General features: G+C 35.4%; 16 protein-coding genes. 9 read left to right on the forward strand and 7 right to left on the reverse strand.

Translation table 11 applies throughout. From position 1 onward, the window contains the following. The first annotated feature begins 3 nt into the window (after nucleotides 1–3). Entirely contained in the window at nucleotides 4–1,026 is a 1,023-nt protein-coding gene (locus CMCT_RS01475) for a glycosyltransferase family 2 protein (protein WP_034969403.1), read from the forward strand. Here the strand turns inward: CMCT_RS01475 and CMCT_RS01480 are convergent. From CMCT_RS01480 to waaC, 7 genes are read right to left on the reverse strand one after another with little or no spacing between them, the layout of a single operon-like run. After that, nucleotides 1,016–1,495 (reverse strand): nucleoside/nucleotide kinase family protein, encoded by a 480-nt coding sequence (locus CMCT_RS01480; protein ID WP_034969405.1) that lies wholly within the window; start codon nucleotides 1,493–1,495, stop codon nucleotides 1,016–1,018. The two genes, CMCT_RS01475 and CMCT_RS01480, sit on opposite strands and share 11 nt — an antisense overlap. Beyond that, nucleotides 1,492–2,292 carry a polysaccharide deacetylase family protein gene (locus CMCT_RS01485; RefSeq protein WP_034969406.1) on the reverse strand — a complete coding sequence of 267 codons (801 nt, stop codon included), beginning with the start codon at nucleotides 2,290–2,292 and terminating at the stop codon, nucleotides 1,492–1,494. Before CMCT_RS01485 ends, CMCT_RS01480 begins: the two co-directional genes overlap by 4 nt. Beyond that, on the reverse strand, nucleotides 2,289–3,368 hold the full coding sequence (locus CMCT_RS01490) for a glycosyltransferase family 4 protein (protein WP_034969408.1): 1,080 nt from the start codon (nucleotides 3,366–3,368) through the stop codon (nucleotides 2,289–2,291). The genes CMCT_RS01485 and CMCT_RS01490 overlap by 4 nt, the downstream gene beginning before the upstream one ends. Continuing rightward, nucleotides 3,349–4,419: a putative lipopolysaccharide heptosyltransferase III gene (gene rfaQ / locus CMCT_RS01495; protein ID WP_034969410.1), complete on the reverse strand. Its 1,071-nt coding sequence runs from the start codon at nucleotides 4,417–4,419 to the stop codon at nucleotides 3,349–3,351. The genes CMCT_RS01490 and rfaQ overlap by 20 nt, the downstream gene beginning before the upstream one ends. Next, nucleotides 4,416–5,123 (reverse strand): glycosyltransferase family 2 protein, encoded by a 708-nt coding sequence (locus tag CMCT_RS01500; protein ID WP_034969412.1) that lies wholly within the window; start codon nucleotides 5,121–5,123, stop codon nucleotides 4,416–4,418. The genes rfaQ and CMCT_RS01500 overlap by 4 nt, the downstream gene beginning before the upstream one ends. Then, on the reverse strand, nucleotides 5,120–6,010 hold the full coding sequence (locus tag CMCT_RS01505) for a lipid A biosynthesis lauroyl acyltransferase (protein WP_034969415.1): 891 nt from the start codon (nucleotides 6,008–6,010) through the stop codon (nucleotides 5,120–5,122). Before CMCT_RS01505 ends, CMCT_RS01500 begins: the two co-directional genes overlap by 4 nt. After that, a complete protein-coding gene (gene waaC, locus CMCT_RS01510) occupies nucleotides 6,003–6,977 on the reverse strand; it encodes a lipopolysaccharide heptosyltransferase I (RefSeq protein ID WP_034969417.1) in 975 nt (324 codons plus the stop codon). The genes CMCT_RS01505 and waaC overlap by 8 nt, the downstream gene beginning before the upstream one ends. 62 nt (nucleotides 6,978–7,039) lie before the next feature. Between waaC and CMCT_RS01515 the strand changes: the two genes are divergently transcribed. The 8 genes from CMCT_RS01515 to CMCT_RS01550 all read left to right on the forward strand — a co-directional run bounded on the left by CMCT_RS01515 (nucleotide 7,040) and on the right by CMCT_RS01550 (nucleotide 15,114). Further along, entirely contained in the window at nucleotides 7,040–8,041 is a 1,002-nt protein-coding gene (locus tag CMCT_RS01515) for a 3'-5' exonuclease (RefSeq protein ID WP_034969418.1), read from the forward strand. A gap of 71 nt (nucleotides 8,042–8,112) precedes the next feature. After that, nucleotides 8,113–8,652, forward strand: coding sequence for an isoprenylcysteine carboxyl methyltransferase family protein (locus tag CMCT_RS01520; RefSeq protein ID WP_034969420.1), 540 nt, complete (start codon nucleotides 8,113–8,115; stop codon nucleotides 8,650–8,652). A 213-nt stretch (nucleotides 8,653–8,865) separates the two neighbouring features. Continuing rightward, nucleotides 8,866–9,033: a hypothetical protein gene (locus CMCT_RS01525; RefSeq protein ID WP_169753219.1), complete on the forward strand. Its 168-nt coding sequence runs from the start codon at nucleotides 8,866–8,868 to the stop codon at nucleotides 9,031–9,033. A gap of 8 nt (nucleotides 9,034–9,041) precedes the next feature. Continuing rightward, nucleotides 9,042–10,586 carry a disulfide bond formation protein B gene (locus CMCT_RS01530; RefSeq protein WP_034969422.1) on the forward strand — a complete coding sequence of 515 codons (1,545 nt, stop codon included), beginning with the start codon at nucleotides 9,042–9,044 and terminating at the stop codon, nucleotides 10,584–10,586. Nucleotides 10,587–10,677: 91 nt separating this feature from the next. Next, on the forward strand, nucleotides 10,678–11,736 hold the full coding sequence (locus CMCT_RS01535; RefSeq protein ID WP_034969424.1) for an NAD-dependent epimerase: 1,059 nt from the start codon (nucleotides 10,678–10,680) through the stop codon (nucleotides 11,734–11,736). Further along, a complete protein-coding gene (locus CMCT_RS01540) occupies nucleotides 11,733–12,524 on the forward strand; it encodes a DNA ligase (RefSeq protein WP_034969426.1) in 792 nt (263 codons plus the stop codon). The genes CMCT_RS01535 and CMCT_RS01540 overlap by 4 nt, the downstream gene beginning before the upstream one ends. Before the next feature lie 3 nt (nucleotides 12,525–12,527). Then, on the forward strand, nucleotides 12,528–13,511 hold the full coding sequence (gene galE / locus CMCT_RS01545; RefSeq protein ID WP_176324983.1) for a UDP-glucose 4-epimerase GalE: 984 nt from the start codon (nucleotides 12,528–12,530) through the stop codon (nucleotides 13,509–13,511). Between the two features lie 271 nt (nucleotides 13,512–13,782). Next, nucleotides 13,783–15,114 (forward strand): UDP-glucose dehydrogenase family protein, encoded by a 1,332-nt coding sequence (locus CMCT_RS01550; protein WP_034969428.1) that lies wholly within the window; start codon nucleotides 13,783–13,785, stop codon nucleotides 15,112–15,114. The last annotated feature ends 255 nt before the right edge of the window (nucleotides 15,115–15,369 follow it).

Consider the following 15,369-nt stretch of genomic DNA (forward strand, 5'->3'; position numbering starts at 1 on the left):
TGTATGAAAATAAGCTTTATAGTCCCTGCTTATAACGTGTCAAAATATATAAAAAAGTGCGTAGATAGTATATTATCTTGTAATATGAAAGATATAGAAGTTATAGTTGTAAATGATGGTAGCACTGACGATACGCTTGAAATTTTAAATAAATACAATGATGATAGGTTAAAAATTATCTCAAAACAAAATGGCGGAGCTAGTGCTGCACGTAATGATGGGATAAACGCTAGTAGTGGAGAGTTTTTAGCATTTATTGATGGCGATGATTTTATTGATACGGCTGATTATGAAGCGGTTTATGAATATGCTGAAAATTTTAATGCCGATATTGTTGTTATGGATTTTTATAAGGATTATAAAGATAAACAAGAGTATGTAACTGACTTTAAAACAAAAGATGTCATTATAGATAAGCAAGAGTATTTTAAGAACATAATACTTGGTAAAAATGCAAGGCATAATGCTGTAAATAAGCTAATAAAACGTGAGCTTTTTAATGATGTAAAATTTCCAAATGGTATATTTTTAGCAGAAGATTTTAATGTGATTTCAAAGATTATCTTTAAAGCACAAAATATAGTAAAGCTTAACAAGGCTTACTATCACTACCTTATAGGTGAAAACAATACGAGTGGATTTGAGAGCTTAAAGGGGATAATGGATCATAAATTTATCTATGATGATGTGACTAGTTTTATAAACAAGAATGTTTTGTGTGACTACAAAAACGAGCTTTTAATGGCATTAGAGCTTCGTAAAATAAAAGGCGTCTATTTGCCACTTATTTTTTGCAAAGCTGATTTAAAAAATGAAAATTTCAAACAAGGACTTGAAATTTTAAAGAGAGATTTAAATGGCATTTTGCAATTAGAAGGCTTTAAAAAACTAAGACTTAAATACAGAATTTTATTTAAAATGCTAAAAAACGCTAAAACAGATGAGCAAATTTGTAAAATTTTAACAATATTTAACGCTATTAACAATCTTTTTTCAGGTAGAAAGTTAAAAGATTTTAGAGCATAAAATCAATTCTATATTTATATTTTATATCTGTATTTGTTTTGGTCTCTAACAGCTTTTCTATTTTGTTTATATCTTTTTCTCTTTTGTTAAGTCTAGCTTTTCTAGTTGCTTCATCTGTGCTTACAAACACCAAAATATCGGCTTTGCTAAGTCTATTAAGGTCTTTATTTATATAAAAAACAAGCTTTATAAATGGGGGCAAAAACCTAAAAAATGGTTTTAAATCATCAATGCACCCATCCTCATTTTTAAATTTTATCTTTGGGCGGATAAAAAATAGATTTAGACTCATAACATCATCGTCAATTACAGCTATTTGATATGGCTTAAAACTGCCAAAACCATTTTTCCTAATCTGCTTACCAAGTGTGCTTTTACCGCTACCTCCAAGCCCACTCATAGCTATAATTACGCGTTTTTGCTCTTTTAAAATTTCAAGGCAGGTTTTATTTAGATTTTCTAGACTCATTTGAAATTTCTATTTCTAAATTTTGAATACAAATCGCCCAAAATCGGTGTTGAGTAAATCTTTAGCTTCTTTTTAATCCTAAATAGATAGTCCTTCTTGCTTCTTGCGTTATTTGATATATCTATACGGCGAATTTTAAACCTATCATCGCCATTACAATATCCGCCGTCAATAACACTAAATGCAAAATCATATTTTGAGTTTTTAATCAAGCTCATTGAGGTGTCGTTAAAATGCCCTTTTGGCCAACAAAATCCAAACTCGCTATTTTTACCAAAAAGCTCTTTTATCTTTTTATAAGACGTGTCAAACTCATCGTTTAAAATTGGCAAGTCATTGCTTTTGCAAGAGTAGTGAGTGGCTGTGTGGCTATCAAATTCAAAAAGACCACTTTCGGTCATCTCTTTTATCTCGTCTAAATTTAAAAACTGCTCTATATCGTGAGTGTAGTCTATTTGATTGTGTAGCTTAAACTCTATGTCGTAGTTTTGGCGTTTATAGTCAGTTATAGTATCGGTTATTAAAAAGCAAACGGCTGGGATATTTAACTCTTTTAAGATAGGAAAGGCAAATTTATAGCAGTCAAAATATCCATCATCAAAAGTTAGCAAAACGCTATTTTTTAAAGGTTTTGACCTGCCAAACAGCACATCTTTAAATTCTTTGTATGTTATAAAGTTATAACCAAGCTCACGGATAAAAATGAGCGCTTCTTTAAAAAGCTCAGGCGCTATTGTAATTGCGTCTTTTAATGGGTTGCAGTGGTGCATTGTGAGTATGCATATTGGTGTTTTCATAGGCTCTCCAAAAGTATTTTTAAATTTTGTTTTAAACTTGTATAGTCGTAGTTTTGTTTTATGAATTCGGATGAATTTTTACCATATTGATTGGCTAAATTTTTATCACTTATATATAGATTAATGGTCTCATAAAGTTCATTATCGTCTAAAAAAGGCACACATATACCGCGTTTGTCTTCTAAAAGTAAATTCATTGGCTCTTTATCAAAAGCTATCATGGGTCTTGATAATGCCATAGCTTCAAGCATTGCAGTTGGCAGACCTTCGGTATGAGATGCAAATACAAATATATCAATACCCTTTATAACATTTGCTATATCGGATCTAAACCCAGTAAATATTACTCTTGTTGCTAGTTCTTTGCCCAAAATTTCAATTATCTTTTCTTTAGTAGTTTTGCTTACATTACCAGCAAATATGCCGACTATTTTATCATTGTGGCTCATTGCTAGTTTTAGCGATTTTGCCAGATTAAATGCGCCTTTATGTTCTGTGATTGCAGAAAACATGCCTACTGTTACAACATCATCTTCTATTTTAAATTCTTGTTTGAAAGTTGATGTGACATCATTTAGTGCTTGATGATTGACAACAGTTGGGATATAGCTTATTTTGTTTTTATCTACACCTATACTTGTCAAAAGTTTTGTTGTATTTGGGCTTACTGATATGATTTTATCAAATAAACTTCTATGCATAAAACGGCTTAAAATCCCTTTTATGGGAAACTCATTATGTTTTTCTCTTATGAATTTTACCCCGTTTTTTCGTTTAAATAAGCCACTAATGGCAGCCACCCAGCTATCGGTAGAGCCATTTGATATTACTAAATTTATATTGTTTTGATCTATAAATTTACAAAGTGTCGGGATTGTTTTATGGTAGTTTTTCTTATTCATCTCGCACTCAAAGACGTTAAATCCAAGTGATTTTGCTTTTTTAGAAATTTCAGAGTTTGGGTTGCAAAAGAGCATTGGGTTATGCCCTAACTCACGCATAAAAATCATCTCATTTATGATTTTGTTTTGCTGCCCGCCCCAGTTATATAGGGTTTCAGTGTGAAGTGTATTCATTGATTTTCTCTTTTATTTTTGATTTTATCTCATCTACGTTATTAAATTCCATTAAACAACGACTTGTTTTTGAGCTATTGCAGCCATCCATCTCGCATGGTACACACTCCCAGTCTTTTTGAAATACGCTGTGTTTGCCCATTTGTTGGTTGCCGTTTCGTTTGATGTAGCCACTTTGCACTAAGGAGTTATCCCACGGACCCCACTCAAAGGCGCCGCTTGGGCCAAAAAACGCGATGACTGGTACATCGTTTGCGGCTGAAATGTGCATTATGGCTGTATCAACGCCCACAAAAATGGTGGCTTTTTTATTTAAAGCAGCAACCTCTTTTAGGCTTAAAACGCCCGCTAAATTTAGCGGATTTGACTTGCAAAGCCCTAAAACATCGGCTACTTTTTTCATCTCGGCTTCGTTTTTATCAGCTGTGATTGCCACTTTTATTTTTAGCTCGTTCTCACAAAAATCAATAAGATTAGCCATAACTTCATCTTTTACACACTTAAACATCCAACGACTTGTCAGATGAAAATGAATAAATTTTGGCGGTAAATTTGGGGCTAAGTTTTGATTAAAAAATATGCTTACTTTTTTGCTAATAATGGCTAAATTTAGGGCATTTAACGTGGCTAAATTTCTATCTACAATGTGAGTAAGTCCGTCTATTTTAGGGACTTTGTGAGTTATGAATTTATTTATCGTTTTGTTTTTGCCACAAAAGCCCACGATTGTTTTGATTTTAGCGTATTTTGCGATAATTATGCCCCTGTCGCCAGTTGTAGTTTGTATAGCGATGTCGTATTTTTCTTTTTTGATAGCGTTTATAAATTTTAGCTCCGTTACTATGCGTTTAAAAAGTCCAAATTTTTTAGCATTTCTATCATAAATGTGAATTTTTCGCACGTTTGGATTATCCGTTATCATCGCTTCTGTGCCACTATTTAGGGCAAAATCAATCACGGCGTCTGGGTAGTGATGACGCAGATTATCAATAAGCGGAGTTGTGAGTAAAACATCGCCGATATTTCTAAATTTTATGATTAGGATTTTCATTTTATATACTTCCAAAATGTGTACTGGGCATAAAGTCTTGCGATGACGTATCCACGCCACCCGTCTTTAAAACCGCCCTTTAAAATAAATAACTTAAAAAATGTCCAAAATGGGTTAAAAATCGCTTTTAGGACATTTTTTTTAGCGCCAAGTGATGAGTAGCGATTTTGCTTGTTTATAAACTGCTCTACGCTGTCGTAAGCATAGTGGATAAAGTGATTTTTAAGCGTTCCAAAATCGCCGTTTTTATCATTTAAAACGACCTTTTCGTGGATTTCTCGTCCGTCAAATTTTGCGTAGTTTTTATTAAAAAAACGCACCGAAAAATCTGGGTAAAGACCCATAGATTTTATGCTTTTGCCAAAAAAATAGTTTAGCCTGGCTACTTTATAAGCTTTAAATTTCGGGCTTTTTAACTCATCTAAAAGCTCTGTTTTTAGCTCGTTTGTGATAACTTCATCGCTATCAAGCACGAAAATCCACTCAAATTTTGCGTTATCTACGCCGTATTGTTTTTGAGCACCAAATCCTAGCCAACTTTGTTTTAAAACTCGCACATTTTCAAACTTCGCACAAATAGCCAATGTATCATCGTTTGAACCACTATCGACTATTATTACTTCGTCCGCAAACATTGTGCTAGTTAGCACCTCGGATAAAAGTTTTTCACTGTTAAACGTGAGTATGATGATGCTTAGTTTCACAGATAGGCTTCCTTGTAAAATCTTTTAAAGCGCCTGTGAAACCAAAAATACTCATCAGGTTTTTGTCTAATCATCGCTTCACAGGCATCAGCTTGGGCTTGTGTGGCTAGTTTGATGGCATTTTCTTTATCAAATTTTGTTATATCAATAGACTCAAAAAAGCAAATTTCACTTAAGTTTTCATCAATTTGGCTAATAAAAGCATTGACGATTAAAGCATCTGTCTTTTGCGCAAATATGCTAACAGAAGGTGTATGAAGAACTCTTTTGTTAAAAAAACTAATCTCAATTCCATCGCTTTTCGCTGTATTTTGATCGACTAGTATTCCCACTATTCGACCTTGCTTTAGGGCTTTTAAAATGCCTTTTGTTGCGCCTTGCTTATCGATTAGTTCTACATCAAATTGGGTACGATTTGCATTTAAAATTTTATCTATACTTTTACTATCAAGTCGCCTGCCTAAAACCGATACAGCCCCAAAACGCGCCGCCATAGCAAGGCTAAACAGCTCCCACTCGCCAAAGTGTGCAGTAGATATAATGACGGGTCTTTTTGAATTTATTGCTTCTATTAAAAAATTTTCGTTTTTAAAACAAACCTTTTTTAAAACCTTCTCTTTTGTAGTGTTTTGATTTTTAATAAAATTAATGCCTAAAAATTTTGCAAAATTTATATAGCATTGTTTTGCTATTTCTAGCTTTCTTTGCATTGAAATTTCATCACCAAACGCCAAGTTTAAATTTGTCATCACAACCTTAAAACGCCTTTTATTAAGTCTCATATATATAGAGGCTAAAAACTTGACAATCGCGTTATGAACGCTATTTGGAGTTATTGTTATAATAAATTTAAAGATATAAAAAAGGGCTAAATACAACTTATCCACGCAGCAACCTTTTGGCAAAATTTGCGATGGTTTCGGGCAAAATTTCTCTTATGCAAAAGTCGTTTTTGTTTATGCTTCTTGCGTCTGGCTGTTTGCCCGTATCAACGACTAAATTTCGCTCTGTTATATAGGTGTTTCTCCTGCTTGGGCGGTTGCCAAAAAGCGTGATGGAAGCCACATTTACAGCCCAGGCTATGTGCGTGATACCGCTATCGTTGCCTATTAGCAAGTCTGCGTTTGCGATTTTTTGGGTAAGTTCATTAAGGTTTAGCTTCTCTAGCACCTTTGCGTGAGTGTTTAAGGCTAGTTCGTTAGCATTTTTAAGCTCTTTTTGACTACCTTGAGTGATAAAAATTTCATACTCTTTTAGCATATTTATAACATCTTTAAATTTATCGTAGCACTTGCTGTCCTCACTTGCAAATGGAGCGATGATTATGCGTTTTTGTGGGCGTTTTTCATCTAAAATTTCTACGTTAAAACAGGGTGATTTGGCTAAAATTTCATCTTGAGTAAAGCTAAAATCAAGAGCAAACGCAGCAAGTGATAGGTTTCTAATAATGATATTTTCGTTGTAGCCAATATTTAGCTTGTGTCTATAAAATAGCCCAGCCACAGCCTCTTTTGTGCTTTGCATATTAAATCCGTAGCTGTTTTTTCCAAGCATTTTTGTGATTATTGCCGATTTTAACAGCCCCTGAAAGTCGATGACGGCGTCAAAATCCCCGGCATTTCTTAGGACCTTTGCGCACTCTTTTAATTTTCCATCTTTTAAAGGCAGCACTAAAAGTCTATCTATGAGTGGATGATTTTGTAAAATTTGGCTAAATCTTTTATCCACAATCCACGAAATTTCACTATTTGGCAGGTGCTTTTTAATAAATTGCAAAATTATAACGCAATGCACGATATCGCCGAGTGCTGATAGCTTTACAATCGCAATTTTTTTTGGTTTTTGTTCTCTCATAATCCACTTTAAATATAATTTTGGATATGATTTTATAAAATTTTGACTAAAAAAGGCTTAAAATGGCAAAAGGCTATATCTGCGTTTTTGACTGCGAGACGATACCTGACGCTAATTTATTACGAAAAGTTTATGGTTTTAGTGGCGATGATTTAGAGGTTAGCTTAGAGGCATTTGAGTATCAAAAAAGTTTAACTGGGAGCGAATTTTTGCCGGTGGCTTTTCATAAGGTTGTTGCGATCTCGGCGGTAATGGCTGATGAATATGGCAGATTTATCCGTGTAAGCACGCTAAAGGGCGAGAATGAGCGTGAAATTTTGACTAAATTTATAAATTTTATAAACGAGCACAATCCACGCCTTGTAAGCTTTAATGGTCGTGGTTTTGATTTGCCGATGATAATGGTGCGTGCAATGCGTTATAACCTTACGGCAGATGCTTATTTTGAAGTTGACAATAAAGAGCTAAATAAAAATAAGTGGGAGAATTACAGAAGTCGATATGATGGGCGTTTTCACATTGATTTGCTTGATCATATCAGCGATTTTGGCTCGGTTCGTGGCTTAAAGCTTGACACGCTTTGCTCGGCTTTAAATTTGCCAGGTAAATACGATGTGAGCGGAGATCAGGTCTTAGAGCTTTTTTATGAGAGTAAGCTTGAGAAGATCAACGAATACTGCGAATCTGACGTGCTAAATACATATTGGCTCTTTTTAAAATATGAGCTTTTACGTGGCAACGTTACACCTGCTGACTACGCCACTTTTTTAGGCACGATGAGCGATTATCTGGCCAAAAACTGTCAACATCGTGGCTACACTAGCGTTTTTTGCGAGTTTGTCAGGCTTGAGCTTACTAGACTAAAGAGCGATGATTATGAAAATTCTAATTTTGGCAGTGTTGATGATTTGCCAAGTCAAAAGATGTCTATAAACGAGCTTGAGGAGAGGCTAGAAAAAATGGGGTTATCAAACACCATAAAAAAAGGAGCAAACATATCGTCAAAGCCGAAACAAAAAGAGGTTAGCGATGATTTGCCAGAGATAAATTTAGATGATGAGTGAATGATTTATTGGTGTATAAGTATCACTTTGCTATAATCAGGCGCTTTAAAATTTAAAAAAAGGATGTCGTAGTGGATTACTTGGTGTATGTTTTAGTCGTTTCTATCTTTATTTTGAGACTTGGATTTTTAAAAATTTCAAAACAAAATGAGAGTTTAATTCTTCAAAATGGTGGTGTTGAGTATGGTGTAAAAAATACAAAAATGCTTACAATTGCACATATATTATTCTATCTTGGTTGTTTAATAGAGGCTATTATGCAAAAGCAAGTATTTGATGGCGTTTCGTTAGCTGGTACTTTTCTTATCGTGTTTGCATTTTTAATGCTTTATTACATTGTAAATTATCTATTAAAGGGTATTTGGACTGTTAAGTTAATGGTTGCAAATAACCACAAGTATAATCCACACTGGCTTTTTAAGGTTGTTAAGCACCCGAATTATTACCTAAATATATTGCCTGAACTAATTGGACTTGCAATGCTATGCCACGCAAAAGTATCATTTATAGTTATTATGCCTATTTATTTAGTTATTTTATTTATAAGAATAAAAGAAGAAGACAGGGTTTTAAAAGAGATAATTATACCAAACGGGGTAAAAACTAACTAAAATTTTTAGCAACTGATACGATTGTGGGTTTATCTAAAATTTAGTCCAAAATCACTTAGTAAAAATGTTTTAAGCAAGAGCATGAGCATAGAAGGGTGAGGATTGATTTATAACTTAATATAGATTATGAGTAGTATTTTCAATTTTAATTTTTTATAAGTCAAAAAGAGCTATTATTTGAAATTATGAATTCTTAAAAACTAGGAGGACAGAATGGAATTCTTAGGCTTTTTATTTTTTGGCATTTGCATTTTGATAGTGCTTTTAAAGCCAGAGAACGAGCGATTTGCGTATGGCGCATTTTTACTTGGAACTATTATTTGCTTTGGCATGTTTTTTATAGCTAGTTGGGCTTCACTTTTGCCTTATGGGGCGTATTAGGAGCTAAGATGAAAATTTTGACCGAGAAAAATTTTGACTTTGTTATGGCTACAGCTGTGCTTTTGGTGCTTGCAATCCCAGTTGGTATCGCAAATTTCTATTTAGGTTATGTTATCGGCGAAGGTCCTTGCACGCTTTGCTGGTGGGAAAGAATGGGCATGGTTGTTGTCGGTTGTGCCGGTATTTTGATATTAAGATATGGACTAAAAGCTAGGTATGTAGCGATGATACTTTTTAGTGCGGCGTATGGGATGTTTATGACGCTTCGCCATTCTAGTTTTAGTGTTTATAGAGATGTTGGGATGGGTTTTGGTGGCGATATTTTTGGCGCACACACATACACTTGGGGGATTTTGGTCTTTTGGGTAGTTGTTGTCGTTATGGGAATTTTTATGTTTTTTGCCAAGGATAGTGTTGTGGCAGCTGACATTTCTCGCACTGATACTAGGGTTAAAAAGCTATCTTTGTACTCTAAATTTGTTATTATGATTAGCCTTATTGTTGTATTTTCAAACGCCATTCAAGCACTAATTTCGGCTGGTTATCCACCATACTCAGGCAAAGGCGACCCCGAGCGAATTAGCCTAAATAACACTTGGAGCAGTGGTGTTTGGAAGCGACTTAGCAAACCATTTTCTTTTGTTGGCTCAAATGTCGTGCAAAAGCCATTTATCGCAGGGGAAAACAACGAAATAAGTATAAAATTTAATAATAATGCTAAAGATGGTGCATTTGCGAATTTAAAACCAGCCTTAGTGTTAGAAAAAAATATTGAGCTAGATTTTGAGCCAAAGGGTTTTCTAGGCAAGGGTGTAGCTTCTGGACTTGCTTATAATAAAAATGACGGTACTTTTGCCATATCAAACACCGAAGGTGGCATATACTTTTTAGATGAGAATTTTACTAAAACCGACTACGCTGTTATTGATAAGCCAAATGGCAGAAATATCCAAAAAGCAGTAGCTTCTACGTTTATTGATGATATGTTGGTTACTACTGGCTTTAATAAAACCATTTTTGCCGTTAAAAAGGTGCCAAAAGATAAGGTAGATAGTTACAAAGAGTGGAATTCATTTAGACAAACGAGTGGCGGACTTGAAATGCCTTGGTATCGCGACCGTCCCGCACTGCTAACTATTAGAGCTAAAAAACAATACGTTTTGACACTTGCTAATGATGGCAAATATATGTATATGATAAGCGTGCCAAACGATAAGGTAAAAGGGCAAATCCTTATAAAAGTGGATATAAAAGATAGGCTTTTAAGTAGTGAAAGTGTGATAAGCTCGGCTCTAACGCTAAAAGATAGCAGAGATTTAAAAGACTACTACATAACAGCGGGCGATATAATGGATGGCAAATTTTTAGCCTACTCCAAAAACTATAATACCCTTTTAGTTATTGATTTGGCTACTGCTAAGGTTATAGATGCCTACGAAATGCCACAAATCGGCGATATTTCAGCACTTGCGATAAAGGATGATAGTATATTTGTGCTTACACACAATGATTTTAAGCCAAGTATAGCAAAGCTTTTAAATCCTTTAAGATGACTTTTAGGGTGTTTAAAGCGCCCTAAATCTGTCAAAATTAACTAAAATTTATAGTTTTTTGGTTAAAATCTACCAAATTTAAAGGACAATTATGAAAATTTTAGTAACTGGCACGGCTGGATTTATCGGATTTCATCTTGCAAATGCACTCACGGAGCGTGGCGACGAGGTTGTTGGCTTTGATAATATAAACGACTATTACGATGTAAATTTAAAATTTGCACGGCTTAAAAACGCTGGATTTGATGTGAGTGAGATTGATGAGAAAAAATTAATCCGCTCAAAAACTAAGCCAAATTTAGCCTTTATCAAAGCCGATTTGGCCGACACCGACACGCTAAAAAGGCTATTTAAAGAGCAAAATTTTGACGTCGTGGTAAATTTAGCCGCACAAGCCGGGGTTAGATACTCGCTAATTAACCCACAAGCCTACATTGACAGCAATATCACTGGCTTTTTAAATATCCTTGAAAATTGTCGCCACAATGGCACAAAAAACCTAGTTTATGCAAGTTCAAGCTCGGTTTATGGACTTAATGAAAATATGCCGTTTTCAACCCACGAAGCGGTAAATCACCCAATTAGCCTTTATGCTGCAAGTAAAAAAAGCAATGAGATGATGGCTCACACTTACAGCCACCTTTTTGGTGTGCCAACTACTGGGCTTAGGTTTTTTACCGTTTATGGACCTTGGGGTCGCCCTGATATGGCACTATTTTTGTTTGTTAAAGCTGCCTTAAATGGCGAGAAAATAGACGTTTTTAACCACGGTAAGATGAAGCGAGATTTTACCTATGTTGATGATATTGTAAAAGGCATTATTAAGTGTATTGATAATCCAGCACGAAAAAATCCTAAGTGGAGTGGGCTAAATCCAGACCCAGCTACATCATCAGCACCATTTAAAATTTATAATATCGGCAACAACAATCCAGTTGAATTAATGTCGTATATTAGGGCTATTGAGCTTAAAATCGGGCGTGAGATTGATAAAAATTTCTTACCACTTCAAGCAGGTGATGTCCCTGCTACATTTGCAGACGTTAGCGACTTGGTGGCTGACTTTGACTACAAGCCAAATACGAGCGTAAATGACGGCGTAGCAAGGTTTATTGAGTGGTATTGCGATTTTTATGGGGTTAAAATTTGAGATTTTTTGTAGCGTTTTTGCTGTTTTTTAACCTCTGCTTCGGCGAATTTTTAGGGCTTAGCGTCTATAAAGACCAAAATATAAGCAACTGGCTAGTTAGCTACAAGCTTGACGGCATTAGGGCTTATTGGGACGGAAAAAATCTGCTCTCAAGAAACGGCAAAATCATAAACGCCCCAGCACAATTTATCAAAAATTTACCGCCATTTGAGCTTGATGGGGAGCTGTTTTTAAAAAACGCCGAATTTGAAAAAACTCAGTCAATCATAATGGATAAAAGCCCAAATTTAGAGGCTTGGAGCGAGATTACATACAACGTTTTTGACGTGCCAAAGGCAAAGGGCGGACTTTTAGAAAGGCTTAGCGTTTTAAGCGAAAATGATATCGTAAAAATCATAAAACAAACGCCCATAAAAGATAAAAATGAACTGATGAAATTTTATCAAAATGCCCTAAATTTAGGCTATGAAGGCGTGGTTTTAAGAGAGCCAAACGCACCTTATGAGTTTAAGCGAAGCAAAAATGCTCTGAAATTTAAGCCATTTTTTGACGCTGAGTGCGAAGTGGTAGGCATAAATAAAGGTAGTGGTAAATTTAAAGATGTTATGGGTAGCGTTAGTTGCAAAGATTTAAAAACAGCTAAAACGTTTAAAATCGGCTCAGGTTTTAGCGACTTTAACAGGGTAAATCCGCCAAAAATCGGACAAATAATCACATATAAATATCAAAATCTCACGGCAAAAGGTCTGCCACGATTTCCAATATTTTTGCGTTTTAGAAAGGATTAATTAATGAATATTTTAATTACCGGTGGGGCTGGTTATATCGGTTCGCACGTTTTAAAGGCACTTTTAGAGCTTAAAGAGCATAAAATTAGCGTGATTGATAACCTAAGCAAAGGCAGTTTAAACGCCATAAATGAGCTTAAAAAAATTGCAGATTTTTCGTTTTTTAATCTTAGTTTAGAAGACGATTTGGACGAAATTTTTAAAAATGGCAACTTTGATGCGATTATCCACTTTGCGGCCTTTATTGAAGTCTTTGAAAGCACCCAAAATCCGCTAAAATACTACCTAAACAACACCGCAAATGTGGCAAAAATTTTAACCTACTGCCAAAAATACGGCGTAAATCGCTTTATTTTTAGCTCCACGGCTGCCGTTTATGGAGAGCCAAATACCGCCGAAGTAAACGAAACAAGCCTAACAAATCCGATAAATCCTTACGGACATTCAAAGCTGATGAGCGAACAAATCATCAAGGATTTTGCTGCCGCAAATTCTAATTTTAGATACGCCATTTTGCGTTATTTTAACGTTGCAGGGGCTAGTATTGATAACACAATCGGTCAAAACTATCCAAACGCCACGCATTTAATAAAAGTAGCTGTCCAGACCGCGCTTAAAAAAAGGGAGCAAATGAGCGTTTTTGGTAGGGATTATGCCACAAAAGACGGCACTTGTGTGCGTGATTATATACACGTTTGCGACCTTGCAAATGCCCATATATCGGCACTAAACTACATAAACAAAAATGAGAGTGAAACCTTTAACGTAGGCTATGGACGTGGTTTTTCTGTGCTTGAAGTAATTGAAATCACAAAGGCTGTAAGTGGCGTAAATTTTAGCGTTATAGACGCCCCAAGGCGAGAGGGCGATCCAGCGATTTTAATAGCAAATTCAAATAAATTAAGAGAAAAAACCGACTGGAAGCCAAAATTTGATGATTTAAAATTAATTGTCAAAACCGCACTTGAGTGGGAGAAGAAAATTTAACAAAATTTGAGTAAAATTACAAAACTTTAAAAAGGCAAAGTGTCGTAAAGCGAAACGAGCTGTAAATTTAGTAAAAATTTAAGCTAAAGGCGAAGTATTGTGAAGCTCAGAGACAAGGCGAAGGGGCTATTTTAAGCGGAGCGTATATTTAATACGTGAGCGAAGGCAGATTTAAAACGCTACAAATTAGCGTTTTAAGCCGTAGCGAAAAGTGGTTAATACAACACAGTATCAGCTCACAAGACAAGCCAAATTAAAAAGGATAAAAATTATGAAAATTTCAGTTGTTGGCACTGGTTACGTTGGTTTAGTAAGCGGTGCCTGTTTTGCAAAAATGGGCAATGAAGTAACCTGCATTGATATTGATAAAAATAAGATAGAACGCCTAAAAAACGGCGAAATCCCAATCTATGAGCCAGGACTTAGCGAGATTGTAAAAGAGTGCGTGGCAAACGGCACTTTAAAATTTAGCACCGATTTAAAGGACGGCTTAAATGCAAAAGCCCTATTTATCGCTGTTGGCACACCAATGGGAGCGGACGGACAGGCTGATTTAAGATATGTTTTAGATGTTGCAAAAAGTATAGGAGAAAACTTAGAAAATCCCCTAATTATCGTAGATAAATCAACGGTGCCAGTTGGCACAGCTGATAAGGTAAGCGAGGTCATTGCAAACGAGCTAAAAAAGCGAAATTTACAGATTAATTTTGAAGTGGTTTCAAACCCAGAGTTTTTAAAAGAGGGTGCGGCTGTGGAGGACTTTTTAAAGCCAGATAGGGTGGTTATCGGAGCAAGAAGCGAGTGGGGATTTGGCGTTATGCGTGAGCTTTACTCGCCGTTTATGAAAAATCACGATAGGCTAATTTGTATGGATGTCCGCTCAGCTGAGATGACAAAATACGCTGCAAATTCAATGTTAGCGACTAAAATTAGTTTTATAAACGAAATGGCAAATATCTGCGAGCTTGTGGGAGCTGATATAAATTTAGTGCGTAAGGGCATAGGTAGCGACTCGCGTATTGGTTATAGCTTTATTTATCCGGGTTGTGGATATGGCGGTAGTTGCTTTCCAAAAGACGTTGAAGCGCTCATTTACACCGCTAAGCAAAACGGCTTTGAGCCTAGCATTTTAAATGCCGTTGAGAGTAGAAACAAGGCTCAAAAAAGGGTGCTTTTTGATAAAATTTACCGCTTTTTTAGTGGCGATTTAAATGGCAAAACTATAGCACTTTGGGGACTTGCGTTTAAGCCAAATACTGATGATATGAGAGAGGCTAGCTCGCTTACTTTAATAAATTTATTGCAAAACGCAGGTGCAAACGTGGTTGCTTACGATCCAAAGGCAGTTAGCGAGGCTAAAAAATATCTACCAAACAGCGACGTAAAATATGCAAAAAATAAGTATGACGCTCTAAATAACGCCGATGCTTTGGCGTTAGTAACCGAATGGAGTGAGTTTAGGTCGCCTGATTTTTTAGAGATAAAACAGCGTCTTAAAAATGCCGTGATTTTTGATGGCAGAAATCAATATGACGCTAAAATTTTAAGCGAATATGGGTTTAAGTATTATCAAATTGGTGTGAGAGAAAATGGCGAATTTTAAAAACGCCAAAAAATAAAATTTTAAAAGGCAAAGTGTCACACAGTGAAACTAGCTGTGAAATTTAGTAAAATTTAAAAACAAAGGCGAAGTATTGTGAGTTTAGACAAGGCGAAGGGGCAATTTAAAGCGGAGCGTATTATTTAATACGTGAGCGAAGGCAGATTAAAACGCTATAAATTAGCGTTTTAAGCCGTAGTGAAAAGTGGTTAATACAACGCAGTATCAGCTCACAAGACAGGCCAAATTTTAAGCAAA

The sequence above is a fragment of the Campylobacter mucosalis genome (assembly GCF_013372205.1).
GTDB lineage: Bacteria > Campylobacterota > Campylobacteria > Campylobacterales > Campylobacteraceae > Campylobacter_A > Campylobacter_A mucosalis.